This is a genomic window from Collinsella sp. AF36-3AT, from assembly GCF_003475205.1.
GTDB classification, from domain to species: Bacteria; Actinomycetota; Coriobacteriia; order Coriobacteriales; family Coriobacteriaceae; genus Collinsella; species Collinsella aerofaciens_AF.
The window spans coordinates 264081-289271 of sequence record NZ_QROZ01000001.1 but is presented as its reverse complement, the minus strand read 5'-3'; the positions used below and the strand labels follow the sequence as shown (position 1 = coordinate 289271).

Genomic DNA, 25191 nt, shown 5'->3' with positions numbered 1-25191 from the left:
GCGGGCGATTCTCTTGGGGCCGTCTGCATGGCGTATGCCTGGCGCGCGTGGCATTGCGTCCCGCTTTTGTGTCCGCACGGGCGCCTATCCTTACGGCAATGTAGCCGCCTATGTAACGAGCGGCAGTTGACGGAGAAAGGCCCAACCGTGTCAGCTGAAAAGACGCCGTGTATCTCGGCTATCGATACGACGAACTTTGCGCGCCAGATTGTGCTGGACTTTGAGTTTGCGCCGGTGCCAAAGCAGCGTCAGCGCCGTGGACTGTGCAATGAGATTATCGAGGCCGGCACCGTCAAGCTCGATTACCACGGCAACGTTATGGGCGAGTTCTCGCAGTTTGTACAGACGGAATTTACCGAAGGCGTTGCGTTCCCCGTCCGCGAGCTCACAGGGATATCGGCCGTGGGCACCGCGATGGCCGATCCGCTCTACATGGTGATCAAAAGGCTCAGCGATTGGATCGGGCGCTACTCCGCCCAGGTGGTCTGTTGGAGCGGGGCGGATCGTCGACAGCTTTTGATCGAGTGTCAAGCAAAGCACATCGATCTTTCCGCATTTCCTACGGACTGGGCCGACCTGCAGGCGTTTTACACCTCGATCATGGACATGAGCAGCCACGGGTGCGTCTCTTTGAGTGACGCAGCGACGTGGTTTGGCATCGAGTTCGACGAGTCGACGGGTCACGCCCACAGCGCCCTAGCCGATGCGCGCGTGACCGCCAAGCTGCTCAAGCAGATGATGGACGGGGACTACCGCGTGAGCCCGCGCGCCCAGGAGGTCCGTCAACGGTGGGGGATGGGCGAGCGAGCTCAGACGCGCCTTTCCAGCAAGTGCTCCGAGCTGGGCGACCTGCTGCTAAAGCTGAAGGCGGAGGGGGTAGGCCTTTTGAGAACGCCATTCGGTTTGGCATGGCGGGGCTGTAAGCGCGAGCCCGCCCTGCTGTTTGAATCGAAGCGTCAACCAGTATGACGAGCTGTCTGGTCTGTCTGCCTACGCCCCCGCGATCCCGCGCGCCACGCTCAGCAGCTCGTACTCCCTCTGACTCCACTGGCGTAGCTCGGCTGCGTCGACGGCATCGCGACACAGATCCAGGAACACCTCGGCGCTCTCGCAGAAATACTTGCGGGCAAAGTCGACCGAGCCGTCCGCGATGCACGCGCCGTCGGCAAAGAGCTTCCAGCTAGATGGCTCACGCGAGTCGTCTCCGAGTGGCTTGATCTGCAACACATGCGGATTGCCAGCAGCACAGAGCTTTTCCTCGAGCTTCTGTACCGTAAAGCGCATCTGGTGGGAGAGGCTGCTCTTGATCATGGCCGAGGCGTAGCCATTTGGCTTATCCAGAAGATGCATGTGATTCGGTTTGACGATCAGGTTGTGGAAGTTACGCTCGCTGCGCACAGAGAAATTGTCCATACGGACTCCTTTCATCGATGTTGGCAGGGCCACCGTGCCTCTTGGCCGGTTGGCGTCGGAATCGTGGAGCCAACTCTCTACCCCGACTCTGGATAAAACACGCCCGCTCCTTGCGGGCACGATGGAGTCTATCAACGTGTACGGACAGAAATCAGGCACCGCTTGCGAAATGACGCGCGGGCGGCGCTTGATTTCGCCGGCTGTCGCTAGGCTTAAATCAGAAAAAGTGTCGAAATCAGCCGTGTAAAAGTACGGAAAAGTGTCGAAATAGGCACTTTAAAACTTCGGAAAAGTGTAGCTGGATGACAAAACAGCACTTAGAAGCCGGTGCTGGATGCGGGATCCTGCGGCCGCCTTCAGCTCTCGCTACTCGTCGTCCCCGTCGTTGGGGTCGCCCCTAAGGGTGTTGATGTCCAGATACTCGTTATCGTCCTCTTTTTGCTGGGTCTCCGACTCCGCTTGGGTGGGGCCGCGGAACAGCTGGAATCCCTCAAACGCAATGACGCCGAGCAGGGCGATGATAATGGCGATAAAGGCAACCTTGACTGCCTGCGGAAATTCCGAGAAACGCAGCGCCTTTTCCTCGGCGTAATAATCGGCGAAGCGCTCTTCGCCCGTGCTTTTGGTATACGCCGGTGCGGACGCGGCCTCCGGGTCATATTCCGGTGCAGGTGTGGCAGTGTACGGATCGTTGAGATAATCGCTCGATGCGGTGCCATAATCCTCGGTCTCGATGCGACCGGTGCCAGCATAGTCATCGGAATAATCGGAATGTGCCGCACCGCCCTCATAGTCCGCGGCGCTCGTGTTGGCGGCAAAAAGCGGGTTAACTGGAACGTCGAGCGCCGGCATGCCGGTAGAGGTCTCATCCAGATCGGCTGCAGCCCAGGAATCGTAGGCAACCTGACGGGCAACGGGCTCATCGAGCCTTGCGACCGGAGGCTTGCGTGCCGCAGGAACAGGCAACTGCTGGGCGCTGTACATAACGGTGCTGTCGGCCGATTTGCCCTGCGTCGCCGCAGCGAGAAATGCCGCCGTCTCGGACGGGTCGCTTGCGGGGCGGGGAGCGGGCGTAGGCGCCGAAGTGGGTGCGGGCGTAGGCGCGGGCGTCGAAACAGCCAACTGCGCAGGAGTCGGCGCAGATGCGGTCTTAGGCGCAAGTGCGGGATTGGGGTTTGACGGACGAGCCCCGCCGCCCATAAGTTCGTCGGCGGTCCACGGGCGATCATCCATCACGTCGTCAAGGCTCAGCGAAAACAGGTCGTCTTCACCCTCATCGAACATGCGGTGCACATGTCCACCAATTGCCGGAATCAATCCACGACCGGTGCATGATGCCTTGCTCAACGCCATTCTGTTCCACCCTTTCGAAATACCAATGACATCGATTATATGGAACTTCCCAAGCGGCTCGGTCTTGGATTCGTGCTTTCCAGAACTCGCGCCCAAAAGGGGAGGGGTGATCCGGCCGAGTTGCCTACTTGTCGCCGGCGGCAGCCTTTGCCTCGTTGAGGTAGCTATAGAAGCTGTACTTAGAGATGCCAAAGAACTCGCAGGCGCGTTCGCTCGACTTGGAGATGAGGAAGGCGCCGCGACGGTCGAGGTAGCCAATGGCGCGAATACGCTCGTCTTTGGTCATGAGCGCCGCGGGCTTGCCCACAAACTGTTCGCACTCGCGCAGCAGGTCTTCGAGCAGGTCGCCGATGTTTTTGGTAATGGGCTCGGGCTCGGTGTAGCCCGAGCCGCCAGTGCCGGTAAAGGCATCGAGTGAGCGCTCAAAAGCCTTCATGAGCGTAATGTCAAAGTTAATGCCCAAAATGCCGACGGGCTTACCCTCGTCGTTGCGGATAAAGATGGTCGAGGATTTGAGCAGCTTGCCATCGGTGGTTTTGGTGAGGTACGGCTCGCGGTCGTGCACGTCGGTGGTGCCCTCGTGCATGGACTCAAACACAATATGGCTGGGGCCGTCACCCAGTGTGCGCCCGCTGACGTGGCCGTTTTCGATCACCACGATGGAGCGGTCCACGTCCTCGGTCTCCAGGTCGTGGACGACGACTTCGCAGTTGGGGCCAAATTGGAGCGCCAGGCCGTGTGCAAGGCGCTTGTAGAACTCAATCTGTGCGGGGGTCATGGGTGCCTTCCTAAAAATTAGTTTGGGCTCACTGTGCCATAAACCCCACTTGTTCGCAAATAACGAAAGCGTCGCTGTGTTATGTGACCGTTCGGCGGCGAAAAGGTACCGATTACGGCAACAAACAATTTGTTAGGTTTTCCAATCAAAAAGTGTGATAGAACAGTGCTAACAAACTTTTTGTTTGGCATCCACATAAAAGTTCAGCCGTGTGAATGGGATCGGGCTGAAACGCGTATGCGGGGGCCGGCAAGAGAGAACTTAAGGAGTTCACCGTATGGCCGATAAGATCCAGTGGGCGGGCAACACGATGCCCAAGAGCGATGATAAGCACTTGGGAATCATGAGCCTCGACCACGTGAAGAAGGCCCGCGCCTTCCACCAGTCGTTCCCTCAATATACCGTCACTCCGCTTGCCCGCCTGGACGGTCAGGCTGCGCGCCTGGGCCTGTCCAACCTGTGCGTTAAGGACGAGAGCTATCGCTTTGGCCTCAACGCCTTTAAGGTTCTGGGCGGCTCGTTTGCCATGGCCAACTACATTGCCGACGAGACCGGCAAGGACGTTGCCGACTGCACCTTCGATTACCTGACCTCCGATCAGCTGGCCAAGGACTTTGGCCAGGCCACCTTCTTTACCGCCACCGACGGCAACCATGGCCGCGGCGTGGCATGGGCTGCCAACAAGCTGGGCCAGAAGGCCGTCGTGCACATGCCCAAGGGTTCCACCAAGCCCCGCTTTGATAACATCGCCGCCGAGGGCGCCACGGTGACCATCGAAGAGGTCAACTACGACGAGTGCGTGCGCATGGCCGCCGCCGAGGCCGACGCTTGCGAGCGCGGCGTTATCGTTCAGGACACCGCTTGGGAGGGCTACGAGAAGATCCCGTCCTGGATCATGGAGGGCTACGGCACCATGGCTTCCGAGGCTGCCGAGCAGCTGCGCGAGATGGCCATCAACCGCCCGACGCACGTCTTTGTCCAGGCTGGCGTAGGCTCGCTCGCCGGCGCCGTGGTGGGCTACTTCACCAACCTGTATCCCGATAACCCGCCCACCTTCGTCGTGGTCGAGTGCGCGCCTGCCGCCTGCCTGTACAAGGGCGCTGCCGCCGGCGACGGCGATCCGCGCATTGTGGACGGCGACATGCCCTCCATCATGGCCGGCCTGTGCTGCGGCGAGCCCAACATCTTGGGCTGGGATATCCTGCGCAACCACACCACCGCGTTCGTGTCCTGCCCCGACTGGGTCACCGCTCGCGGTATGCGTACCCTGGGTGCTCCCGAGAAGGGCGACCCGCGCGTCATCTCCGGCGAGTCCGGCGCCGTGACCACCGGCCTGGTCGAGACCCTCATGCTCGATCCCGAGTACGCCGAGCTCAAGGAGCTCATCGGCCTGGACAAGACGAGCTCCGTGCTCTGCTTCTCCACCGAGGGCGACACCGATCCGGATCAGTACCGTCGCATCGTCTGGGAGGGCGAGTATCCGACCTGCTAGCAGACTGACCTGTCCGGAGGCAGCCGGAGGACTTTACTCCCTGCTCGGACAGTCCTGCTCGCACGGAGAGCACATTAAGTGCTCTCCGGCTCGTGCGGAACTCGCGACGGAGCAAAGTCCTCCGTCCGCCTCCTATGGTTACTTGCTTGTGGGGTGCTCAACCTCACGCCGCTTGGCACAAGTGATCTATCTGAAATATCTACCTGTAGGTAAACCCTTGTAGAAAGGTTGACTGTTATGACTAAAGAACTCGATTTTGATGCCATTAAGGCTGCGGCTGAGTCCCATCGTGCTGATATGACGCGTTTTCTTCGCGCAATGATTAGCCACCCCTCTGAGTCTTGCGAGGAGGGTGAGGTTGTCGCTTGCATCAAGGCCGAGATGGAGAGCCTTGGCTATGACGAGGTCAAGGTCGACGGCCTGGGCAACGTCATGGGCTTTATGGGCGAGGGCGACAAGATCATCGCCATCGACTCTCACATCGATACCGTCGGCATCGGCAACATCGAGAACTGGGATGCCGATCCCTATGAGGGCTACGAGACCGACGAGATCATTTACGGCCGCGGCGGCTCCGACCAGGAGGGTGGCATGGCTTCTGCTACCTACGCAGCCAAGATGATGAAGGACATGGGCCTCATCCCCGAGGGCTACAAGATCATGGTCGTCGGCACCGTCCAGGAAGAGGACTGCGACGGCATGTGCTGGCAGTACATCTACAACAAGGACGGCATTAAGCCCGAGTTCGTCATTTCCACTGAGCCCACCGACGGCGGCATCTATCGCGGTCACCGCGGCCGCATGGAGATCCGCGTCGACGTTCACGGCACCTCCTGCCACGGTTCCGCTCCCGACCGCGGCGACAACGCCATCTACAAGATGGCCGACATCATCGCCGATGTCCGCGCCCTCAACAACAACGGCTGCGACGAGTCGACCGACATCAAGGGTCTCGTCAAGATGCTCGACCCCAAGTACAACCCCGAGCACTTCGAGGACGCCCGCTTCCTGGGCCGCGGCACCTGCACCGTCAGCCAGATCTTCTACACCAGCCCCAGCCGCTGCGCTGTCGCTGACTCCTGCGCCATCTCCATCGACCGTCGCATGACCGCCGGCGAGACCTGGGAGTCCTGCCTGGACGAGATCCGCAACCTGCCGGCCGCCAAGAAGTACGGCGACGACGTGAAGGTCTCCATGTACATGTACGACCGTCCGTCCTGGACCGGCGAGGTCTACGAGACCGAGGCTTACTTCCCCACGTGGATCAACAAGGAGACCGCTCCGCACGTCAAGGCCCTCGTCGACGCCCACAAGGCCATGTTCGGTGACGAGCGCATCGGCTGCGAGCCCAGCATGGACAAGCGCACCGGTCGCCCGCTGTGCGACAAGTGGACCTTCTCCACGAACTGCGTTTCCATCCAGGGCCGCTATGGCATCCCCTGCGTCGGCTTCGGCCCGGGTGCCGAGTCTCAGGCTCACGCTCCCAACGAGGTCACCTACAAGGACGACCTGGTCACCGCTGCCGCCATGTATGTGGCTGCCCTGAACCTCTACGATCCGAGCCAGGCCGATGGCGACGCCACCGTGTTCCGCGCCGGTCTGACCAACAACAAGATCGATTAGTCCCATTCCTCGATCTTGTTGAGCCGGGGACAGCTCGTGTCCCCGGCACCCCCTGTTGACTTGGGGCCCGCGGTCGTTATCTCCCATGCTTCCTCAACGGTAGCGGGTCCTCGTCATAGTGCTCTGCATGTTCTAGCCACACGCGCATGCCGGAGCACATCTGCTCATTGCAATCGTTTCATCTTTGGAAAGGATATTTACATGGACGCCAAGTTTACCGAGCTCGTCGAGCAGCTGAACGGCCTCGATTTTAAGGGCATGTACGGCAGCGACTTCCTGCACACCTGGGATAAGACCACCGATGAGCTCAAGGCGCTCTACATCGTCGCCGACGCCCTGCGCGAGCTGCGCGAGAACAACGTTTCGTCCAAGATCTTCGATTCGGGTCTGGCCGTCTCCCTGTTCCGTGACAACTCCACCCGTACGCGCTTCTCCTTCTCTAAGGCAGCCAACCTGCTCGGTCTTGAGCTGCAGGACCTGGACGAGAAGAAGTCCCAGATCGCTCACGGCGAGACCGTCCGCGAGACCGCTACCATGATCTCCTTCATGGCCGACGTCATCGGCATCCGCGACGACATGTACATCGGCAAGGGCGACGCCTACATGGCCGAGGTCTCCGAGTCCGTGCAGCAGGCCTACGAGGACGGCGTTCTGGATCACCGTCCCACGCTCATCTCCCTGCAGTCCGACTCCGATCACCCCACGCAGTCCTCTGCCGACATGCTCTACCTCATCAACGAGTTTGGCGGCCTCGAGAACCTCAAGGGCAAGAAGGTTGCTGTCACCTGGGCCTACTCGCCCTCTTACGGCAAGCCGCTGTCCTGCCCGCAGTCGCTGATCAGCCTGCTGCCCCGCTTTGGCATGGACGTCACCCTGGCCCACCCCGAGGGCTACGACCTCATGCCCGAGGTCGTCGAGCGCGCTAAGGGCTACGCCGCCGAGTCCGGCACCACCTTTAAGCAGGTCAACACCATGGCCGAGGCCTTCGAGGGCGCCGACATCGTGATCCCCAAGAGCTGGGCTCCGTTTGCCGCCATGGAGAAGCGCACCAACCTGTACGCCGAGGGCGACGACGCCGGCATCGCAGCGCTCGAGAAGGAGCTGCTCGCTCAGAACGCTACGCATCAGGATTGGTGCTCCACGACCGAGCTCATGGAGAAGACCGCCAACGGCCAGGACACCATCTTTATGCATCCGCTGCCCGCCGACATCTCCGGTGTCTCCTGCGAGCACGGCGAGGTCAACGCCGACGTCTTTGACATGCACCGCGTGGGCATGTACAAGGAGGCCAGCTACAAGCCGTACGCTATCGCAGCCATGATGTTCCTGCAGAAGGTTGCCGATCCCGCTGCTACCCTCAAGGCCCTCGATGAGCGCAACACCGCCCGTTGGTTCCAGGCCTAAAGCTGGGTTGAGGTAAGCCATGTAAAGGGGGCGCTCTGCCAACCGGCGGGGTGCCCCTTTTTGCATCGTGGGCGTGCGGGATAAGCGCTTTCGATGTAGATGCCCCGCGACGCGAGTTATGGGTACGATGGTTTCAGGGGAGGTATCGCCATGAAACTTGGTTGCGTCATTATGGCTTCGGGCGAGGGCAAGCGATTTGGCTCTAACAAGATGCTCGCTGATATCTATGGCGAGCCGCTGATTGCTCGGACCATTGATTCGGTTCCCCGGGGCTTTGACGTTGTGGTTTCGACGCGTTGGCCCGAGGTCGCTCAGATTTGTGATGACAAGCATTGCCCGTGCGTGCTGCACGATGGCGAGCTGCGCAGCGAAAGCGTCCGTGCGGGCCTTTCGTGGGGAGTCGAACGCAACTGGAAAGGTTGCCTCTTTTTGCCGGGCGACCAGCCGCTCGTGAGTTCGGATTCTTTTGAGGCTATGGTTCGTGCATTTGACGAGCGTGGCCGCAAGCATCCGGTGCGCCTTGCGTGCAACGGTGAGCCTTCGAGCCCGGTGATCTTTCCGGCGGAACTGTTCGATGCACTTATGTGTCTTGAGGGTAAGGACGGCGGCGGTTCGATCCTCAAGGACCGTGCCGACGTGGTGCTGGTCGAGGCGCGTGCCTACGAGCTGTGGGACGTCGATACCGTCAAAGGACAGCGACGCATAACGGAGCATATCGCCGCCTGCTCGTATTTTGATCGCGTGGCCAACTGCATCAATCAATAAGGAGCAATTATGATCATCATCAAAAACGGCGCACTCGTGACGCCCCAGGGGCTTCGCCGCGCCGATCTTGCCATGGAGGGCGACAAGATTGTGCGGATTGCCGCGGCAATCGAGCCGGGCGAGGGCGATACCGTCGAGGACGCCACCGACTGTTGGGTGTTTCCCGGCTTTATCGACGGCCACACGCACATGCAGTGCTGGACCGGCATGGATTGGACAGCCGATAGCTTTGAGACCGGCACGCGCGCGGCTGCCTGCGGCGGCACGACGACCATTGTGGACTACGCGACGGCCGATCGCGGCGTGACCATGCCCGATGCCTTGGTCGAGTGGCATCATCGCGCCGACGGCACCTGCACCGCCAACTATGCCTTCCATATGGCGCTTGCCGAGTGGAATGAGCGCAACCGCGCCGATCTTTCGGCCATGCGCGAGGCGGGCGTGTCGTCGTTTAAGACCTACTTTGCCTACGACCATCTGCGCCTGGACGATGCCGAGACGCTCGAGGTGCTGGAGGAGCTCAAGCGCGTGGGCGGTATCCTGTGCGTGCATTGCGAGAACGGCACGTTGGTCAACGCGCTGCAGAAGCGCGTGTTTGAGCAGGGTATCCACGGGCCCGAGGGCCATGCGCTCAGCCGTCCAGACGTGTGTGAGGCCGAGGCCGTGAGCCGCCTGCTGTATCTGGCGCACTTGGCCGGGGACGCTCCGGTCAACGTGGTGCACCTTTCGACCAAGCTGGGGCTCGAGGCCATTCGCGCTGCCAAAGCGCGCGGGCAGAAGAACATCTATGTCGAGACATGCCCTCAGTATCTGATGCTCGACGACACGTGCTACTTGGAGCAGGGCGAGGACGGCTTTGCGGGCGCCAAGTACGTGATGAGTCCGCCGCTGCGCCATGCCGGCGACCGTGCGGCACTGCGCGAGGCGCTTGTGGCCGGCGAGATCGATACGATTGCGACCGACCACTGTAGCTTTAACCTGCACGGGCAAAAGGACCGCGGGCGCGACGACTTCCGCGCGATTCCCAACGGCGGACCCGGCGTGGAGCATCGTCCCGTCGCGATCGCTACGAGCTTTGAGGGACAGCTGGGTCCCGAGGATCTGTGCCGCCTGATGAGCGAGAACCCGGCGCGCGTCTTTGGCATGTATCCGCACAAGGGCTGTCTTGCCGAGGGCGCCGATGCCGACGTGTGCGTGTGGGATCCCAAGGCGCGCTGGACGATTAGCGCCGCGACGCAGCATCAGGCCGTGGACTACACGCCGCTCGAGGGCTTTGAGGCGCACGGCCGCGCCAAGGCCGTGTTTGTGAACGGCGTACTGGCTGCGCGCGACGGCGAGCCCACCGGAGCCCAACCCGGCCGCTACGTCCCCCGCTAGCGGGAAGGGCGTCCTCCGCAGTTGCGGTGAAATACGGACTGTTTGGCCGCCTGGCGGCCGTAAACAGTCCGTATTTCACCGCAACTGCGGAGGCTGGGGCCGGCTATCGGAGGCTGGTGGCGATGAGGGGGCGGTTGATGGCTGCCTCGAAGCGATCTGCCATCGTTGGGTCAGCAAGCGTGTCGACTTGGTTGAGCATGATGCGGGCATTGTTGAGGTTCAGCATCCGCAGCTCGGCATTGAGCACCTGGGCGACGCGCTCTGGGGTGGCAGCGTCGGTGGGCTCGCAGCCGCAACGCTCGCAAAAGAGCTCGGGGCGGTGGACGGCTTCGTTGATGGGCTTGCCGAGCCCCGAGGCGCCGATGAGCCAGATGACGTTGACCGTCCCGGCGGGAACGACCGGCTCCCACGGGGCGTGCGCCTTGAGCGGGAGCCGCTTGCTGCCGTCCGCCTCGGCCAGGACGTAGTCAAAGCGCTGCGCCAGCTCGTTGGGCGGCTCGGCGGGGGCGGAGAGCTTGCCTGTCTCCGGGTCCAAAATACCCGCCTGGCAGATGCTTCCGCGGCTCATGCCAGCGCATGCCTCGCAGGTGCAGCCGGGAACATGCGGGGCACCCGGTTTCCAGGGTGCGGCGTCCAGGCGACGATTCGACCCGTCCCACGGGACGCCGGCGACGGGAAACATGTGCGTGGTGGTGCAGAGGAGCACGCGGCCGCCCGCGCGCATAAGCTCAAGGCCGAGCGTCTTCAGCAACGTCGACTTGCCGCCGCTGCCGATAATCGCGGTAATGCCCGGCTCGATCCTGAGCGCCGAGACAAGATTGCCGCTAACCGTTTCCATCTGTTCACCGCCGTATAATACTGTGATAATAAATAATCATCAGAGTAGCGGTCGAACCGCTTTTGCTCTGCTCAAACCGTAGCACAGGGAGGTGTCCCGGGAATGCTCGTTTATGTTCGCGGCGCCGGCGATATCGCCACGGGTGTCGCTGCCCGTTTGGTGCGCGCCGGCGTGTCGGTCGTTATGGCAGATATCGCGGTTCCCACGTGCATCCGTCGCACAATCTGTTTTTGCGAGGCAATTCGCTTGGGCGAGGTCGAGGTCGAGGGCATTCGCGCCCGCTTGGCGCAGACGTCGGCCGAGGCGCTTGAGATTACCGAGGCGGGGGATGTCGCCGTGGTGGTGGACCCCCAGGCCAAGATGCTCGACGAACTGAAGCCCGCGGCTGTGGTCGACGCGATTCTGGCCAAGCGCAACCTGGGTACCACGCGCGACATGGCGCCTGCCGTTATTGCCGTGGGACCGGGCTTTACCGCGCCGGTTGACTGCGACGCCGTGGTCGAGACCATGCGCGGGCATTTTTTGGGCCGTGTCATTACCCAAGGTTCGCCCCAGCCCAACACGGGCGTGCCGGGCATTATCGCCGGCTATGGCAAAGAGCGCGTTATCCACAGCCCCGCCGCCGGCGTGTTCCGGTCCGACCGTGCAATCGGCGACATCGTGAGCGTCGGAGATGTGATTGGCTACGCGGGCGATACGCCCATGTGCACGCAGATCGATGGCTGTCTGCGCGGGCTTTTGGCGAACGGCGTGCAGGTGACTGAGGGCTTTAAATGCGCCGATGTCGATCCGCGCGGCGATGCCAGCTATATCAACTACATTTCGGACAAGGCGACGTCGGTCGGCGGCGGCGTGCTCGAGGCACTCGCTATGCTCACCGATATCTTTAGAGGATAGAAGGCGGCAATGGAAAAGCTCGATGTTGTGAATGCGGCGCTTGTCGCCCTGCGTGCTGGCGAGACGTGCGAGCTCGTGGTCGTGGCCGGCACGGTAGGGTCGTCACCGCGCGGCGTGGGCGCCTGGATGGCCGTCTTTGCCGACGGTAGCCAGGCGGGCACTATCGGCGGCGGCAAGATTGAGCTCTTTGCGCTGGACGAGGCACGCGAGCTGCTGGCCGGGGGTAAATCGCGTCTGGTCCGCTACACCATGGGCGGAGAGAACTCCGATACCGGCATGATCTGCGGCGGAGCCATCTGCCTGTGCTACCTGCATCTGGATGCGACCCAGGCACCGTTGCTCCAGTCGGTTGCCGACGTCTTGGCGTATCGACGCATCGGCGACTTCACCATCGATTTTGAGCCGTTTATCGCAAACGCGCTCGAAGGCGATGTTGCCGAATACCATGGCGAGGAATCGCGCCGCACCATTGCGGGCTGCCCCGGGCTTTCGCTGGTGGAGGAGGGGAGTAAGGTCACCTATACCAACGCTGCCTCCGAGATTCCCCCGGCGCACATCGAGACGCTCTGCCCCGAGGGTCTGACCTACATCTTTGGCTGCGGGCACGTGGGCGCCGCGACGGCACGCGTGCTCACGGCGGCGGGCTTTGCCGTCGTGGCGTGCGATGACCGCCCCGGCACGCTGACGCCCGAATGGGTGCCCGGTGTCTACGATCGTCGTCTGGTCGACTACAAGAACCTTGCTGAGCAGTGCCCCATCGGCCCGCGCGACTTGGTGGTCGTGGCAACAGCAGGCCACAAGTCCGATATCGATGTGGTGATTCAGGCCATGCGCGCCAAACCCGCCTATCTGGGTTGCTTGGGTTCGCGCCGCAAGACGGCCTTTGTGCGGGCCCGCTTGGAGCAGGAGGGCTTTGCGCAGGACCAGATCGACGAGCTGCACCTGCCGATCGGTGTCGCCATCGAAGCCGAGGACCCCGAGGAGATCGCCATCTCCATAGCCGCCGAAATGATCCACCTGCGCCGCACCAAGCTCGTCCCCCGCAAGCGCTAATCGCATCCCCACCAATAAGTTGCGGTGAAATACGGATTGTTTAAGCCTGTTAGGCCGCCCAACAGTCCCTATTTCACCGCAACTGCTTTTTGGGACCCATTTGTGCGGGGGAGTTGTGGAGTTGTGCAGGCAGACGAGGTTTTTCTGGAAATACGCTCCCGATGCGCGTATAGTACCGATTGTTTTGTCGGCTCCTGCTGCGTCGAGTCCAAACCGCGAAATGCCATGAGCGGCACGGATGCAGCCAGGAGGCACGAGGACAACCCATCGTGGCCACGCCCCGTGCTTAAAACCCCAAGAAGGAGTGAACAATGGCAGAAGAGAAGTATGTGCCGCGTCTGAAGACCAAGTACAACAACGAGGTCAAGCAGCAGCTTCAGGACAAGTTCCAGTACGAGAACGTCATGATGATCCCCAAGTTTGAGAAGATCGTCGTGAACATGGGTGTCGGCGAGGCCGCTACTGATTCCAAGGCCATCGACGGTGCCGTGCGCGACCTGCGCGCCATCACCGGCCAGCAGCCGATGATCACCCGCGCCCGCAAGTCCATCGCTACCTTCCGCCTGCGCGCTGGTATGCCGATCGGCTGCAAGGTTACCCTGCGTGGCGACCGTATGTGGGAGTTCTTCGATCGTCTGACCTCCGTCGCGATCCCCCGTATCCGCGACTTCCGCGGCATCTCCGCCAAGAGCTTCGACGGCCGTGGTAACTTCTCCATGGGCGTCACCGAGCAGCTCATCTTCCCCGAGATCGACTTCGACTCCGTCGATCACCAGCGTGGTATGGACATCACTTTCGTGACCACCGCCAACACCGATGAGGAGGCCAAGGCCCTTCTGGACGCCTTCGGTTTCCCGTTCAAGAAATAGGTTCACCTGCCCTATAAGCGCCGTTCCCACAAGGGGGCGGCGCTTGGGGCGAACAATACTCTATGTGAGGAGGATATAAGTGGCTAAGACATCGATGATCGTCAAGTGCAATCGCAAGCAGAAGTTCTCTACTCGTGAGTACACGCGCTGCCAGCGCTGCGGCCGTCCGCACTCTGTGTACCGCAAGTTCGGCCTGTGCCGTGTCTGCTTCCGCGAGCTTGCACTCAAGGGCGAGCTTCCCGGCGTTAAGAAGGCCAGCTGGTAAGTCACTACCAGCGTTTCAAGCATCCGTTTGGAACAGGGAAAACGCGCTAGTTAGGCTTTGCCGTTAAGGGCGGCGAAGAACCAAGAGCACGTGTTCATCAAGAACGAAGGAGAATCTGTATGAACCTTACAGACCCGATCGCAGATATGCTTACGCGCATCCGTAACGCTAACTCTGTGAACAAGGCCACGGTCTCCATGCCGAGCAGCAAGAAGCTCGTCGAGATCGCTCGTGTTCTGCACGAGGAGGGCTACATCGAGGGCTACGATGTCGAGGACACCGTTCCCCAGAAGACTCTGCACATCACGCTTAAGTATGGTCCCAAGAAGGCTAAGGTCATCAACGGCATCCGCCGCATTTCCAAGCCGGGCCTGCGTAAGTACACCGGCGTTGCCGACATGCCCCGCGTCCGCGGTGGCCTTGGTACCGCCATTATTTCCACCAGCCATGGCGTCATGACCGACCGCGATGCTCGCAAGCACAACGTCGGCGGCGAGATCATCGCTTACGTCTGGTAAATCGCTCGGTAGGTAGAAGGAAAGGAGATCACCGTGTCTCGTATCGGTAATAAGCCTGTCCAGATTCCCGCCGGAGTCGAAGTGGCAGTCAACGGCAACAACGTTGTCGTCAAGGGCCCCAAGGGCCAGCTCGAGCTCGATGTCTTTGAGAAGCTCGCTATCAACGTCGAGGACAACGTCCTCACCGTTTCCCGTCCCGACGACGAGCGTGAGACCCGTGCCCGCCACGGCCTCACCCGCGCCCTCATCCACAACATGGTTGTTGGCGTTTCCGAGGGCTTCGAGAAGAAGCTCGAGCTCGCCGGCGTCGGTTACCGCGTGCAGCAGAAGGGCAAGAACCTCGAGTTCTCCCTGGGCTTCTCGCACCCCGTGATCGTCGAGGCTCCCGAGGGCATCACCTTCGAGGTTCCCGACAACACCCACGTGAACGTCAAGGGTATCAATAAGCAGCAGGTCGGTCAGATCGCCGCTGAGATCCGCGGCCATCGTCCTCCCGAGCCTTACAAGGGCAAGGGTATCCACTACGTTGGCGAGCACATCCGCCGCAAGCTGGGTAAGGCCGCCAAGTAGTCGTAACCGACTCACTCGCATAAGACCAGCACCCCGTCAGGTGCTGGCAAGATCAACCTTTTTAGGAGTTTACGTATGAACAAGCATAAGGCGAAGCTGGAAGGCCTCAAGCGTCGTCAGCGTCGTGTTCGCGGCAAGGTCTCGGGTACCTCCGAGCGTCCGCGTCTTCGCGTGACCCGTACTAACGCCAACATCTATGCCCAGATCATCGACGACAGCAAGGGCTCCAGCCTGACGCTCGTCTCTGCCTCGACCCTCGAGGCCGAGTTCAAGGGCACCCACACCTCGAACAAGGAGGCTGCGGAGAAGGTCGGTCAGCTCGTTGGCAAGCGTGCCATCGAGGCCGGCATCACCAAGGTCGCCTTCGATCGCGGTGGCCGTATCTACCATGGCCGCGTCAAGGCCCTCGCCGACGGTGCTCGTGCCGCCGGTCTCGAGTTCTAGGAGGTATGTAGCACATGGCTCGTAATCAGAAGCAGCAGCGCGAGGCCTCCGAGTTCGAGGAGCGCGTCGTTTACATCAACCGCGTGTCGAAGACCGTCAAGGGTGGTCGTCGCATGAGCCTCGTCGCTCTCGTCGTCGTTGGCGACGGCAAGGGCAACGTCGGCGTTGGCATGGGCAAGTCCGCTGAGGTGCCCCTGGCCATCTCCAAGGCGTCTCTCGATGCCAAGAAGAACATGTTCCACGTGCCGGTGACCGAGCAGGGCACCATCCCGCACGAGGTTCTCGGCCACTTTGGTGCCGGCCGCATCATCATCAAGCCCGCTGTCGAGGGTACCGGCGTTATCGCCGGCGGCGCTGTGCGTCCCCTCTTCGAGCTTGCTGGCATCAAGAACGTCCTGTCCAAGTCCCTCGGTACCGACAACGGCCTCAACATCATCAAGGCTGCCGTCGAGGGCCTCAAGGAGCTCTCCAGCCCTGAGGACGTCGCGGCTCGCCGTGGCCTGACGGTCTCCGAGATGTTCGTCGGTAAGGAGAACTAAGCATGGCTGACACCATCAAGATCAAGCAGGTCCGCAGCACCAACGGTTGCAAGCAGGACCAGGTCCGTACTGTCCGTGCCCTCGGTCTCCACAGGATCCGCGAGGTTCGCGAGATTGCTGACAACGAGTCCGTCCGCGGCATGATCTTCAAGGTCAAGCACCTTGTCGAGATTGTAGAGGAGTAGCAAATGCAGCTTCACGATCTTACTCCCGCGCCCGGTTCCACCAAGAACCGTAAGCGCGTCGGCCGTGGCAATTCTTCGGGTCACGGCACCACTTCTGGCCGCGGCCAGAAGGGCCAGGGTTCCCGCTCTGGCGGCACCAAGGGTGCCGGCTTCGAGGGTGGCCAGACTCCGCTGGCTATGCGCCTGCCCAAGCTTCCGGGCTTCCGCAACCCCCGTCGTATCGAGTACACCGCTGTTAACGTTGAGCGTCTCGAGCGTAAGTTCGAGGATGGCGCTGTGATCGACGGTGCCGCTCTTAAGGCCGCTCGCATCACCAAGAGCGAGTTCGAGCCCGTCAAGGTGCTCGGCAATGGTGAGCTCACCAAGAAGTTCACGGTCAAGGTCGACAAGGTCAGCGCTTCTGCGCAGGCCAAGATCGAGGCCGCCGGCGGAAAGGTCGAGCTGCCGTGCTAAATGGTCTTAAGAATGCTTTCCGCATCAAAGAATTGCGCGAAAAGATTCTTTTTACCATAGCTATGCTCGTCGTGTACCGCATTGGTGCGCACGTTCCTGTGCCCGGCATTCCCTTCCAGGGGATGCTGGGCCTTTTCTCGACCGATAACAATTCGGTCGCCGCAGGTGCTATGGCCCTCCTGAATCTTTTCTCTGGCGGCGCGTTGAGCTATGTGTCGGTGTTTTCGCTGGGCATCATGCCTTACATCACCAGCTCGATCATCCTCCAGATGCTCCAGGCCGTCGTGCCTTCCCTGCATGAGCTTGCCCGCGAGGGCGAGGTCGGTCAGACCAAGATTACGCAGTATTCGCGTTACCTCACCTTGGCTCTGGCAATCCTCAACTCCGTGGGTTACCTCTTCCTCTTTAAGAGCTTCGGCATCAGCTTTAATGGCGCCGGCGCTCCCGAGATCATCTTCGACCTCATGGTCGTCGGCACGCTCACTGCGGGCGCCATGCTGATCATGTGGATTGGTGAGCTCATCACCCAGCGCGGTATCGGCAATGGCATGTCGCTGATCATCTTTGCGAACATCATGGCCGGCCTTCCGCAGGCTATCTTCTCCAGCACCGAGGGTAATGCCGGTGGCATCATCACCATGGTGATCATCTGCGCCATCATCCTGCTGGTTATCCCGCTGATTGTTTTCCTTGAGCGCGGCCAGCGCCGCATCCCGGTCTCCTATGCCAAGCGCGTCGTGGGCCGTCGCATGATGGGTGGCCAGACCACCTACCTGCCCATCAAGGTCAACACCGCGGGCGTCGTGCCGATCATCTTTGCCTCGGCGCTGCTGTACTTCCCGGCTCAGATTGCCGTGTTCTTCCCCGGCATCGGCTGGATTCAGGCAGTTGCCTCTGCGCTTTCGACCGGTTGGCTCAACTGGGTGCTTAACGTTGTCCTCATCGTGTTCTTCGCGTACTTCTACACCTCCATGGTGTTCAACCCCGATGACACGGCCGACAACCTTAAGAAGCAGGGTGGCTTTATTCCGGGCGTCCGTCCGGGTAGGGCTACCGCGGCCTACATCAAGAACGCGCTCAACAAGATCACGCTTCCCAGCGCTGTCTTTTTGGCGCTCATCGCCATCGTGCCTTCGATCATCTTCTCCTTCACGGGTAACCATCTGATCCAGGCATTTGGCGGCACGTCCATCCTCATCATGGTCGGCGTCGTGCTCGACACGGTCGATAAGCTCGAAGGCCAGATCAAGATGTATGATTACGATGGATTCTTTAAATAGGCTAGAGGAGGATTGCTCATGAACCTCGTATTGCTCGGAGCTCCGGGTGCCGGTAAGGGCACCGTCGCACAGGAGCTCGTCGCCGAGTTTGGCGTCGCTCACATTTCCACGGGCGACCTGCTGCGTGCTGCCGTCAAGGGTGGCACCGAGCTTGGTATTCAGGCTAAGAAGTACATGGACGCTGGCGAGCTCGTTCCCGACCAGCTCGTGATCGACCTTGTCAAGGAGCGCCTTGCTGCCGATGACGCCCAGCAGGGCTTCATCCTCGACGGCTTCCCGCGCAACACCGCCCAGGCTGTGACGCTCGATTCCGAGCTCTCCGCCATGGGTCGCGAGATCGACTGCGCCCTTCTGGTCGACGTGGCCCCCGAGGTCATCATCGCTCGTCTGTCTTCGCGTCGCACTTGCCGCGCCTGCGGTTACACCGGCACCGCTGCCGATGCTACCTGCCCCAAGTGCGCCGGCGAGATGTATCAGCGCGACGACGACAAGCCCGAGACCATCAAGAACCGTCTCGACGTCTACGAGAAGTCCACGAGCCCGCTCGTCGACTACTATCGTGGCCAGGGTCTGCTCAAGTCGGTCAACGGTGACCAGGCTCGCGAGACCGTGTACGGGGATGTCAAAGAGGCTCTCGGTCTATGATCAAGATTAAGTCTGCAACGCAAATCGAGCAGATGAAGAAGGCAGGAGCGCTATCTAAGATGGCGCTCCGCCACGTTGGAGCCATGGTGCGCCCTGGTGTTTCGACCTTTGAGCTCGATCAGCTCGCGGAGCAGATTATCCGTATGCATGGCGGCACCCCGGCCTTTAAGGGTTACGGCGGGTTCCCCGGTACCATTTGCGCATCGATTAACGATGCCGTGGTCCACGGTATTCCCAACCCCGACATGATCCTGCGCGATGGCGATATCATCTCCATCGATACGGGAGCCGTTGTCGACGGTTGGGTTGGCGATAACGCTTGGACGTTTTTTGTCGGCACACCCACGCCCGAGGCCAAGGCCCTGTGCGAGGTCACGCGCGATTGCCTTAAGGCTGCCATCGAGCAGGCTGTTCCCGGTAACCATATCGGGGATGTTGGTTACGCCGTTCAGTCCCTCGCCGAGTCTCACGGTTACGGCGTGCTTCGTGACTATGTGGGCCATGGCATTGGCCGCGTGATGCACGAGGACCCCAACGTTCCTAACTATGGAAAGAAGGGGAGGGGCGTTCGCCTCCAGGCCGGCATGGTCATTGCCATCGAGCCGATGGTTACGATGGGTTCCAACCATGTGAGCACGGGCTCCGACGGTTGGATTGTTACGACCAACGACCACCTGCCCGCCGCACACTACGAGAACACCGTCGCCATTACCAATGACGGTCCGGTGATTATCACCACGGATGCCCAAGGTGCTTGGTGTTCGCTCCAAGGCGGAGAAATGTAACAAGTTCCACTTAGTTGTGGAGCCATTACGAAGTTATTACGATGCGTGCATACGTGTTGTAGAATACTCAATCGCTGTCGTTTTCTAGAGAAAGATGATTGCTTGTGAAGAAGGAAGACGCAATTGAGCTCGAGGGTACGGTAAAGGAACCGCTGCCCAATGCCATGTTTAAGGTCGAGCTCGAGAACGGTCATTCGGTTCTGTGCAACATTTCTGGCAAGATCCGAATGAATTACATCCGTATTCTCCCCGGTGACAGGGTTGTCGTGGAGCTTTCCCCGTACGACCTGACCCGCGGCCGCATCACCTATCGCTACAAATAGCGGCACGCATACGCGCACTCCATTTCCGACTGCAGGCTTAGCTCAACCTACGGTCGGATTGTGTGTGAAGACCAGCCATAGTTTTAAACGCCTGCGGCTGGGCGAGTAGATAGTAGGGAAGTAGTTTGAGCGCTACCGAAAGGAAGAACGATGAAGGTACGTCCTTCGGTCAAGAAGATGTGCGATAAGTGCAAAATCATTAGGCGCCATGGCAAGGTCCTCGTCATTTGCGAGAACCCCCGTCATAAGCAGCGTCAGGGTTAAGAGAGGAGACTACGTTGGCCCGTATTAATGGTGTCGACCTCCCGCGTGAGAAGCGCGTTGAGATCGGTCTGACCTACATTTACGGCATCGGCCGCACCACTGCGACGAAGATCTGCGTCGAGTGCAACGTTAACGTGGATACGCGCGTTAAGGACCTCACCGAGGATGAGGTTAACGCCATCCGTGATTATATCGATAAGAACCAGATCATGGTTGAGGGCGACCTCCGCCGTGAGCGCAACCAGAACGTCAAGCGCCTTATGGACATCGGCTGCAACCGCGGCCTTCGTCACCGCAAGGGCCTCCCGGTCCGCGGCCAGCGCACCCACACTAACGCTCGTACCCGTAAGGGCCCGAAGCGTCAGATCGGTGCTAAGAAGAAGAAATAAGGAGCGCTAGATAGATGGCTACTGCTAAGAAGAACGTTCGCGCTGCCCGTCTGAAGCGCGCGGACCGTAAGAACATTTCCGTGGGCCAGGCTCACATTCGTTCTACGTTCAACAACACGATCGTTTCGATCACCGATCCCCAGGGCAACGTCATTTCCTGGAAGTCGGCTGGCCAGGTGGGCTTCAAGGGCTCCCGTAAGTCCACGCCGTTCGCTGCCCAGATGGCTGCCGAGGCTGCTGCCAAGCAGGCCATGGAGCACGGTATGAAGAAGGTTTCCGTCTTCGTCAAGGGCCCCGGCTCCGGTCGTGAGACCGCCATTCGCTCCCTCCAGGCTGCTGGCCTCGAGGTCTCGAGCATCCAGGACAAGACCCCCATTCCGCACAACGGCTGCCGCCCCAAGAAGCGTCGCCGCGTGTAACTGAAAGGATCGTATCAATATGGCAATCGACAGGACTCCTGTTCTTAAGCGCTGCCGTCAGCTCGGGATCGATCCCGCTGAGCTCGGTTACAGCAGCAAGAAGGAATCTATCCGTCAGCCCAAGCGCCGTCGCAAGGAATCTGAGTACGGCATGCAGCTGCGCGAGAAGCAGAAGGTCAAGTTCATCTATGGCGTTCTGGAGAAGCAGTTCCACGGGTACTTCAACAAGGCCCGCAAGATGAACGGCGTCACCGGTGAGAACCTCATGATCATCCTTGAGTCTCGCCTCGACAACGTCGTCTTCCGTCTTGGCTTCGCCCGCACCCGCAAAGAGGCTCGTCAGTCCGTCCGTCACGGTCACTTCACCGTGAACGGCAAGCGCGTGGACATCCCGTCCTACCGCGTCAAGGCCGGCGACGTCGTCGCTGTCGGCGAGAAGTTCCGTGACCTCCTCCCCATCAAGGAGGCTCTGATTTCCTCCGAGCGCTTTGAGGTCCCTGGCTGGCTCGAGGTCGATATCGAGAAGCTGTCTGGTAACGTGCTCGCTCTGCCGACGCGTGAGCAGATCAGCGGTGATATCAACGAGCAGCTCATCGTCGAGCTCTACTCTAAGTAGTCCATCCGGGCTGCTGAGGCTGGAGGTAATACATGTCAGAATTCATTAGGCCTCAGGTTCAGGTCGAAGAGATCAACGAGACGTCTGCTCGTGTCTCCGTCGAGCCGCTCGAGCGTGGCTACGGCGATACGCTGGGTAACTCCCTTCGTCGCGTACTTCTGTCCTCGCTCGAGGGTGCCGCCGTCGAGGCTATTCAGATCGATGGTGCACAGCACGAGTTCATGACCATCCCTAACATGGTCGAGGATGTCACCGACATCGTCCTGAATGTCAAGGGTCTTGTCTTCAGGGCTCTCGGCACGACCGACGAGGCGACCGCCACCATTTCTGTTGACGGCCCCTGCGAGGTCACCGGTGCGGACTTCTTTATTCCGTCCGAGTTTGAGCTGGTCAACCCCGAGCAGCACATCGCTACGCTTACCGAGGGTGGCCATCTCACCATGAGCATGCGCATCGGCTATGGCCGCGGCTATGTCTCTGGCGAGGCTAACAAGCGCGACAACGATCCCATCGGTGTGATCCACGTCGACTCGCTGTACTCGCCGGTTTCCCGTTGCGCCAAGCTCGTTGAGGCTTGCCGTGTCGGTCAGCACACCGACTACGACCGCCTTGTCCTCGAGATCGAGACCAACGGCTCCATCGCCCCGCGCGACGCCGTGGTCCAGGCTGCCAATATCATCAACCAGCATATGGCCGCCTTTATGAACCTTGCCGAGACCCCCGAGGTCGAGGAGGAGGCTTCGATCTTCGCTCCCGAGGTCACCAACGACAACGCCGAGCTGGACAAGCAGATCGAGGATCTGGACCTTTCCGTCCGTTCCTACAACTGCCTTAAGCGCGCCAGCATTCACTCGGTCCGTCAACTCGTTGAGTTCTCGGAGAACGATCTGCTCAACATCCGTAACTTCGGTGTTAAGTCGATCGAGGAAGTGAAGGACAAGCTTGAGTCCATGGGCCTGAGCCTGAAGGCTTAATGCTTCGCATATTTGAGGAGAAACTAGACCATGCGTCACAACGTTAAGAAGGGCCTGAAGCTCGGCACCGATGCGAGCCACACCAAGGCCATGAAGAAGAGCCTTGCTAAGGCCCTCTTCGAGAACGACCGCATCAAGACCACCGAGACCCGCGCTAAGGCGCTGCGTTCGGTCGTCGATCCGATCATCACCTGGGCCAAGAAGGGCGACCTGCACTCTCGTCGTCTGGCTATCGCCAAGCTCGGCGATAAGCAGCTCGTTGCCGAGATCTTCGACAAGGCTGCTCAGGGCATGTGGCAGGACCGCAACGGCGGTTACACCCGCATCATGAAGCTCGGTAACCGTAAGGGCGACAACGCTCCCATCGTTATCATGGAGCTCGTCACCGAGCCTTGCACGCCTAAGGCCAAGAAGGCTGCTCCGGCCCCCAAGAAGGCCGCTGCTCCCAAGAAGGTCGAGGCCGTCGAGGAGGCTCCTGCTGAGGAGACCGCTGAGTAGACAATCCGTCTGCATAGGCTATATTCGAGGGGTACGTTCGCGTACCCCTCTTTTTTTGTCGCGATACCGTTGCTTGTTTGTTGGGAGCGCCCATGACCGCGCCGTCTGATTTCAATTCGATTCCTGAGCTCGATGCCACGCTTGTATTCTGTGTTGCCTATGATGGCTCGTCCTATAGCGGATTTGCCGAGCAGCCGGGCCAGACGACCGTTGCGGGCGAGTTGCGCCGCGCTATCGAGACGCTGCTGCGCCGCCCGATCGATCTGACGTGTGCGGGTCGTACCGATGCCGGCGTGCATGCGGTGGCCCAGTACATTAGCGTGCCCGTAACGGACGCTGAGCTTGCTCTGACGCGCCGTAGGTGGCTGAGGGCTATGGATGCCCTCCTGCCCAAAGATATCGCCATAAACGAGGTCTACAAGGCCCGTAGGGGCTTTTCTGCCCGCTTTGACGCGCGGTCCCGTACGTATACGTACCGTATTGCCGATCGCGATGCGCGCCCCGTGCTCTCGCGCGGTGCGGTGTGGTGGCATCGCTATCCCCTCGACGTCGATGCGATGGCGGCCGCCTGCCCTGCGCTTTTGGGCGAGCAGGACTTTAAGAGCTTTTGCAAGGTTGCCTCTGCTGTGGGCAAGCCCACGCACCGCTGCGTGATGCGTGCGGAGTTTGGCCACGAGGTCGCTTTTGGCGAGGATATCCTGACCTTCACTATCGAGGGCAATGCGTTTTTGCACTCGATGGTGCGTACCATTGTAGGAACGCTCGTGGAGATTGGCATGCATCGTCGCGATCCCCAGTGGATGCGCGAGGTTATTGACGCCCGTGACCGAACCGCTGCGGGTCCCACGGCGCCTGCCTGCGGCCTTACGTTTATGGGTGTGGATTACGGCCCCGACGAGCTTGTCGTTCTCGACTAGGGGAGTGCTCGGCGCGTCTGTGCCTTGCGCATACTATGTGTGAGCTGCGCGTGTGCAACATCTGTTCTTGGCGTGCAACATGTTAGGCGGCTCGTTGCTTTTATAGCTCGGGTGTACCATGAACGACAGTTTGATTTGGTGCTATCGAGAGGATGGAAAACTTGGTTCGACGTTGTTCGCATCCGCGACTTTCGGTGATCCTTGTGGTAGAAGGTTCGCCCAGCTATGCGATGCGTGCGCTCGAGAGTATCCAGAACCAAGACCTCTATGATTTGCAGATTGTCGTTGTCTGCCGCGATGCTGCGCCCGGTGTGCGCCATTCGCTTCAAGTTGCTGCCGACAGGGACATCCATATTGATTTGATTGACGTCGAGGACGCGAAGCGCGGCGCTTGTCTTCGTGCCGGTTTTGATGCCTCGCGCGGCTCTCAAATCATCGCCATGAACGCCGATGAGTGGTTTGCTCCGCAGTCCCTTTCCAAGATGGTCGATATCGCGTGCGATACTGCGGCAGACATAGTGTTCCCCACGGTGTCGCTCGACCGCTATGATGCACATCGAGAGCGCCATTCGCGTGTCTTGGATGCTGCCTCTATTGTCATTGAAGACAAGTCTTCGATGGTGGCCGGGCTGCCTCAGTTGATTTTAGGCGGCTTGGTTGCTCAAGTCTCTGGCGTGATGTACAGCCGTCCACTGTTTGAGGCATGTCTTTTGTGCGATAAGACGTTTCGCACGGTTGGGTTTATGGCGTGCGCGCTCTCGCAGGCACAGCGCGTCTCCGGATGCGGCGACGCTTGTTTCCACGCGGCGGCGCCTAAGCTTACAGATGCCTTTGATCCCACCATGTATGCCAAGGTATCCGATGACACCCGGGCGCTCGACGAGCTTGCGGACTCACTCTCGGAAGCAGATAGCGGTGGTCGGCTCAAGCTGGCAAGCCAAAAGTTCTACTTTGCCGGACTGGTCGCCTGCATCGAGAATTTGTGTCTGAGCCCGCATGGAGTGTCGTCAATCGAGCGTTCCGCCCGCATGCGTGATATGCTCGAGGCGCCTCGAACCCGTCAGATGGTCGCCGCGCTCAAGGACAACCATCGGGGACTGGGCCTGTTGTTTGGGCCGATCGCCAGCGCTAAGCCCGCGCGCTGCGTGATGTGTACGCATCTGGCAGCTTTTCTTAACCGGACGGGCGCAAAAACCGCCTAAACGGCTCATTACGAAACAAACTTGCATAGAATTGTTTCGAAAT

At 60.3% G+C, this 25191-nt stretch carries 32 protein-coding genes; 28 read left to right on the top strand and 4 right to left on the bottom strand.

From position 1 onward, the window contains the following. The first annotated feature begins 147 nt into the window (after positions 1 to 147). Positions 148 to 969 carry a 3'-5' exonuclease gene (locus DW003_RS01230; protein WP_158571718.1) on the top strand — a complete coding sequence of 274 codons (822 nt, stop codon included), beginning with the start codon at positions 148 to 150 and terminating at the stop codon, positions 967 to 969. Positions 970 to 990: 21 nt separating this feature from the next. Here the strand turns inward: DW003_RS01230 and DW003_RS01225 are convergent, their stop codons facing one another. The 3 genes from DW003_RS01225 to DW003_RS01215 form a co-directional block, all read right to left on the bottom strand. Further along, complete coding sequence (locus DW003_RS01225) at positions 991 to 1413, bottom strand: hypothetical protein (protein ID WP_118387105.1); 423 nt, start codon at positions 1411 to 1413, stop codon at positions 991 to 993. A 366-nt stretch (positions 1414 to 1779) separates the two neighbouring features. Continuing rightward, positions 1780 to 2766: a hypothetical protein gene (locus DW003_RS01220; RefSeq protein WP_118387103.1), complete on the bottom strand. Its 987-nt coding sequence runs from the start codon at positions 2764 to 2766 to the stop codon at positions 1780 to 1782. Positions 2767 to 2890: 124 nt separating this feature from the next. Then, entirely contained in the window at positions 2891 to 3544 is a 654-nt protein-coding gene (locus DW003_RS01215) for a transcriptional regulator (protein ID WP_118387101.1), read from the bottom strand. 277 nt (positions 3545 to 3821) lie between these two features. On the opposite strand from DW003_RS01215, the gene dpaL reads away from it, so the two are divergent. From dpaL to hydA, 5 genes are all read left to right on the top strand, one after another. Then, on the top strand, positions 3822 to 5036 hold the full coding sequence (dpaL, locus tag DW003_RS01210; protein ID WP_089573553.1) for a diaminopropionate ammonia-lyase: 1215 nt from the start codon (positions 3822 to 3824) through the stop codon (positions 5034 to 5036). 237 nt (positions 5037 to 5273) lie between these two features. Next, positions 5274 to 6659 carry a YgeY family selenium metabolism-linked hydrolase gene (locus DW003_RS01205; protein WP_099432046.1) on the top strand — a complete coding sequence of 462 codons (1386 nt, stop codon included), beginning with the start codon at positions 5274 to 5276 and terminating at the stop codon, positions 6657 to 6659. A gap of 201 nt (positions 6660 to 6860) precedes the next feature. Further along, positions 6861 to 8063, top strand: coding sequence for a knotted carbamoyltransferase YgeW (ygeW, locus tag DW003_RS01200; protein ID WP_055252229.1), 1203 nt, complete (start codon positions 6861 to 6863; stop codon positions 8061 to 8063). Positions 8064 to 8213: 150 nt separating this feature from the next. Next, positions 8214 to 8828, top strand: coding sequence for a nucleotidyltransferase family protein (locus DW003_RS01195; RefSeq protein WP_158573168.1), 615 nt, complete (start codon positions 8214 to 8216; stop codon positions 8826 to 8828). Between the two features lie 9 nt (positions 8829 to 8837). Continuing rightward, positions 8838 to 10205, top strand: coding sequence for a dihydropyrimidinase (gene hydA, locus DW003_RS01190; protein ID WP_118387097.1), 1368 nt, complete (start codon positions 8838 to 8840; stop codon positions 10203 to 10205). Between the two features lie 103 nt (positions 10206 to 10308). On the opposite strand, the gene yqeC is transcribed toward hydA, so the two are convergent. Further along, entirely contained in the window at positions 10309 to 11043 is a 735-nt protein-coding gene (gene yqeC / locus DW003_RS01185) for a selenium cofactor biosynthesis protein YqeC (RefSeq protein WP_118387095.1), read from the bottom strand. A gap of 102 nt (positions 11044 to 11145) precedes the next feature. Between yqeC and yqeB the strand changes: the two genes are divergently transcribed. From yqeB to DW003_RS01075, 22 genes are all read left to right on the top strand, one after another. After that, the gene (gene yqeB / locus DW003_RS01180; protein WP_118387093.1) at positions 11146 to 11940 is read left to right on the top strand and encodes a selenium-dependent molybdenum cofactor biosynthesis protein YqeB; all 795 of its coding nucleotides are present in this window, start codon (positions 11146 to 11148) and stop codon (positions 11938 to 11940) included. 9 nt (positions 11941 to 11949) lie between these two features. Then, positions 11950 to 12993: an XdhC family protein gene (locus tag DW003_RS01175; protein ID WP_118387091.1), complete on the top strand. Its 1044-nt coding sequence runs from the start codon at positions 11950 to 11952 to the stop codon at positions 12991 to 12993. Positions 12994 to 13304: 311 nt separating this feature from the next. Continuing rightward, positions 13305 to 13862, top strand: coding sequence for a 50S ribosomal protein L5 (gene rplE, locus DW003_RS01170; protein ID WP_006235260.1), 558 nt, complete (start codon positions 13305 to 13307; stop codon positions 13860 to 13862). Between the two features lie 79 nt (positions 13863 to 13941). After that, the gene (locus DW003_RS01165) at positions 13942 to 14127 is read left to right on the top strand and encodes a type Z 30S ribosomal protein S14 (RefSeq protein WP_022094280.1); all 186 of its coding nucleotides are present in this window, start codon (positions 13942 to 13944) and stop codon (positions 14125 to 14127) included. A gap of 119 nt (positions 14128 to 14246) precedes the next feature. Then, positions 14247 to 14645 (top strand): 30S ribosomal protein S8, encoded by a 399-nt coding sequence (rpsH, locus tag DW003_RS01160; RefSeq protein ID WP_006235262.1) that lies wholly within the window; start codon positions 14247 to 14249, stop codon positions 14643 to 14645. Positions 14646 to 14678: 33 nt separating this feature from the next. Continuing rightward, positions 14679 to 15215, top strand: a complete 537-nt coding sequence (rplF, locus tag DW003_RS01155; protein WP_006235263.1) for a 50S ribosomal protein L6 — start codon at positions 14679 to 14681, stop codon at positions 15213 to 15215. A 75-nt stretch (positions 15216 to 15290) separates the two neighbouring features. After that, positions 15291 to 15659 (top strand): 50S ribosomal protein L18, encoded by a 369-nt coding sequence (gene rplR / locus DW003_RS01150; RefSeq protein WP_006235264.1) that lies wholly within the window; start codon positions 15291 to 15293, stop codon positions 15657 to 15659. Between the two features lie 14 nt (positions 15660 to 15673). Further along, on the top strand, positions 15674 to 16198 hold the full coding sequence (gene rpsE, locus DW003_RS01145) for a 30S ribosomal protein S5 (RefSeq protein WP_055252236.1): 525 nt from the start codon (positions 15674 to 15676) through the stop codon (positions 16196 to 16198). A 2-nt stretch (positions 16199 to 16200) separates the two neighbouring features. Then, complete coding sequence (gene rpmD / locus DW003_RS01140) at positions 16201 to 16383, top strand: 50S ribosomal protein L30 (protein WP_006235266.1); 183 nt, start codon at positions 16201 to 16203, stop codon at positions 16381 to 16383. A 3-nt stretch (positions 16384 to 16386) separates the two neighbouring features. Further along, the gene (rplO, locus tag DW003_RS01135) at positions 16387 to 16836 is read left to right on the top strand and encodes a 50S ribosomal protein L15 (RefSeq protein ID WP_006235267.1); all 450 of its coding nucleotides are present in this window, start codon (positions 16387 to 16389) and stop codon (positions 16834 to 16836) included. Then, complete coding sequence (gene secY / locus DW003_RS01130) at positions 16830 to 18116, top strand: preprotein translocase subunit SecY (protein ID WP_089573561.1); 1287 nt, start codon at positions 16830 to 16832, stop codon at positions 18114 to 18116. Before rplO ends, secY begins: the two co-directional genes overlap by 7 nt. Before the next feature lie 18 nt (positions 18117 to 18134). Continuing rightward, positions 18135 to 18761: an adenylate kinase gene (locus DW003_RS01125; protein WP_117564183.1), complete on the top strand. Its 627-nt coding sequence runs from the start codon at positions 18135 to 18137 to the stop codon at positions 18759 to 18761. After that, positions 18758 to 19546: a type I methionyl aminopeptidase gene (gene map, locus DW003_RS01120; RefSeq protein WP_117564184.1), complete on the top strand. Its 789-nt coding sequence runs from the start codon at positions 18758 to 18760 to the stop codon at positions 19544 to 19546. The genes DW003_RS01125 and map overlap by 4 nt, the downstream gene beginning before the upstream one ends. Positions 19547 to 19650: 104 nt before the next feature. Beyond that, complete coding sequence (gene infA, locus DW003_RS01115; protein WP_035137443.1) at positions 19651 to 19869, top strand: translation initiation factor IF-1; 219 nt, start codon at positions 19651 to 19653, stop codon at positions 19867 to 19869. A 150-nt stretch (positions 19870 to 20019) separates the two neighbouring features. Further along, positions 20020 to 20133 carry a 50S ribosomal protein L36 gene (gene rpmJ / locus DW003_RS01110; protein WP_006363204.1) on the top strand — a complete coding sequence of 38 codons (114 nt, stop codon included), beginning with the start codon at positions 20020 to 20022 and terminating at the stop codon, positions 20131 to 20133. Between the two features lie 14 nt (positions 20134 to 20147). After that, complete coding sequence (gene rpsM / locus DW003_RS01105) at positions 20148 to 20522, top strand: 30S ribosomal protein S13 (protein ID WP_022094275.1); 375 nt, start codon at positions 20148 to 20150, stop codon at positions 20520 to 20522. 14 nt (positions 20523 to 20536) lie between these two features. Then, positions 20537 to 20941, top strand: coding sequence for a 30S ribosomal protein S11 (gene rpsK / locus DW003_RS01100; RefSeq protein WP_006235274.1), 405 nt, complete (start codon positions 20537 to 20539; stop codon positions 20939 to 20941). Positions 20942 to 20960: 19 nt separating this feature from the next. Continuing rightward, on the top strand, positions 20961 to 21557 hold the full coding sequence (gene rpsD, locus DW003_RS01095) for a 30S ribosomal protein S4 (protein WP_006235275.1): 597 nt from the start codon (positions 20961 to 20963) through the stop codon (positions 21555 to 21557). A 32-nt stretch (positions 21558 to 21589) separates the two neighbouring features. Beyond that, entirely contained in the window at positions 21590 to 22531 is a 942-nt protein-coding gene (locus DW003_RS01090) for a DNA-directed RNA polymerase subunit alpha (protein WP_006235276.1), read from the top strand. A 30-nt stretch (positions 22532 to 22561) separates the two neighbouring features. After that, positions 22562 to 23029: a 50S ribosomal protein L17 gene (gene rplQ, locus DW003_RS01085; protein WP_006235277.1), complete on the top strand. Its 468-nt coding sequence runs from the start codon at positions 22562 to 22564 to the stop codon at positions 23027 to 23029. Positions 23030 to 23121: 92 nt separating this feature from the next. Then, positions 23122 to 23946, top strand: coding sequence for a tRNA pseudouridine(38-40) synthase TruA (gene truA / locus DW003_RS01080; RefSeq protein ID WP_117629206.1), 825 nt, complete (start codon positions 23122 to 23124; stop codon positions 23944 to 23946). A 203-nt stretch (positions 23947 to 24149) separates the two neighbouring features. After that, positions 24150 to 25148 (top strand): glycosyltransferase, encoded by a 999-nt coding sequence (locus DW003_RS01075; protein ID WP_158566985.1) that lies wholly within the window; start codon positions 24150 to 24152, stop codon positions 25146 to 25148. Positions 25149 to 25191 lie beyond the last annotated feature (43 nt).

Bases quoted from the DNA above. Each gene is read 5' to 3' on its own strand.
- DW003_RS01225 (WP_118387105.1), bottom strand. From the start codon at position 1,413: ATGGACAATTTCTCTGTGCGCAGCGAGCGTAACTTCCACAACCTGATC.
- DW003_RS01220 (WP_118387103.1), bottom strand. From the start codon at position 2,766: ATGGCGTTGAGCAAGGCATCATGCACCGGTCGTGGATTGATTCCGGCA.
- DW003_RS01215 (WP_118387101.1), bottom strand. From the start codon at position 3,544: ATGACCCCCGCACAGATTGAGTTCTACAAGCGCCTTGCACACGGCCTG.
- dpaL (WP_089573553.1), top strand. From the start codon at position 3,822: ATGGCCGATAAGATCCAGTGGGCGGGCAACACGATGCCCAAGAGCGAT.
- DW003_RS01205 (WP_099432046.1), top strand. From the start codon at position 5,274: ATGACTAAAGAACTCGATTTTGATGCCATTAAGGCTGCGGCTGAGTCC.
- ygeW (WP_055252229.1), top strand. From the start codon at position 6,861: ATGGACGCCAAGTTTACCGAGCTCGTCGAGCAGCTGAACGGCCTCGAT.
- DW003_RS01195 (WP_158573168.1), top strand. From the start codon at position 8,214: ATGAAACTTGGTTGCGTCATTATGGCTTCGGGCGAGGGCAAGCGATTT.
- hydA (WP_118387097.1), top strand. From the start codon at position 8,838: ATGATCATCATCAAAAACGGCGCACTCGTGACGCCCCAGGGGCTTCGC.
- yqeC (WP_118387095.1), bottom strand. From the start codon at position 11,043: ATGGAAACGGTTAGCGGCAATCTTGTCTCGGCGCTCAGGATCGAGCCG.
- yqeB (WP_118387093.1), top strand. From the start codon at position 11,146: ATGCTCGTTTATGTTCGCGGCGCCGGCGATATCGCCACGGGTGTCGCT.
- DW003_RS01175 (WP_118387091.1), top strand. From the start codon at position 11,950: ATGGAAAAGCTCGATGTTGTGAATGCGGCGCTTGTCGCCCTGCGTGCT.
- rplE (WP_006235260.1), top strand. From the start codon at position 13,305: ATGGCAGAAGAGAAGTATGTGCCGCGTCTGAAGACCAAGTACAACAAC.
- rpsH (WP_006235262.1), top strand. From the start codon at position 14,247: ATGAACCTTACAGACCCGATCGCAGATATGCTTACGCGCATCCGTAAC.
- rplR (WP_006235264.1), top strand. From the start codon at position 15,291: ATGAACAAGCATAAGGCGAAGCTGGAAGGCCTCAAGCGTCGTCAGCGT.
- rpsE (WP_055252236.1), top strand. From the start codon at position 15,674: ATGGCTCGTAATCAGAAGCAGCAGCGCGAGGCCTCCGAGTTCGAGGAG.
- rpmD (WP_006235266.1), top strand. From the start codon at position 16,201: ATGGCTGACACCATCAAGATCAAGCAGGTCCGCAGCACCAACGGTTGC.
- rplO (WP_006235267.1), top strand. From the start codon at position 16,387: ATGCAGCTTCACGATCTTACTCCCGCGCCCGGTTCCACCAAGAACCGT.
- DW003_RS01125 (WP_117564183.1), top strand. From the start codon at position 18,135: ATGAACCTCGTATTGCTCGGAGCTCCGGGTGCCGGTAAGGGCACCGTC.
- map (WP_117564184.1), top strand. From the start codon at position 18,758: ATGATCAAGATTAAGTCTGCAACGCAAATCGAGCAGATGAAGAAGGCA.
- rpmJ (WP_006363204.1), top strand. From the start codon at position 20,020: ATGAAGGTACGTCCTTCGGTCAAGAAGATGTGCGATAAGTGCAAAATC.
- rpsK (WP_006235274.1), top strand. From the start codon at position 20,537: ATGGCTACTGCTAAGAAGAACGTTCGCGCTGCCCGTCTGAAGCGCGCG.
- rpsD (WP_006235275.1), top strand. From the start codon at position 20,961: ATGGCAATCGACAGGACTCCTGTTCTTAAGCGCTGCCGTCAGCTCGGG.
- DW003_RS01090 (WP_006235276.1), top strand. From the start codon at position 21,590: ATGTCAGAATTCATTAGGCCTCAGGTTCAGGTCGAAGAGATCAACGAG.
- rplQ (WP_006235277.1), top strand. From the start codon at position 22,562: ATGCGTCACAACGTTAAGAAGGGCCTGAAGCTCGGCACCGATGCGAGC.
- truA (WP_117629206.1), top strand. From the start codon at position 23,122: ATGACCGCGCCGTCTGATTTCAATTCGATTCCTGAGCTCGATGCCACG.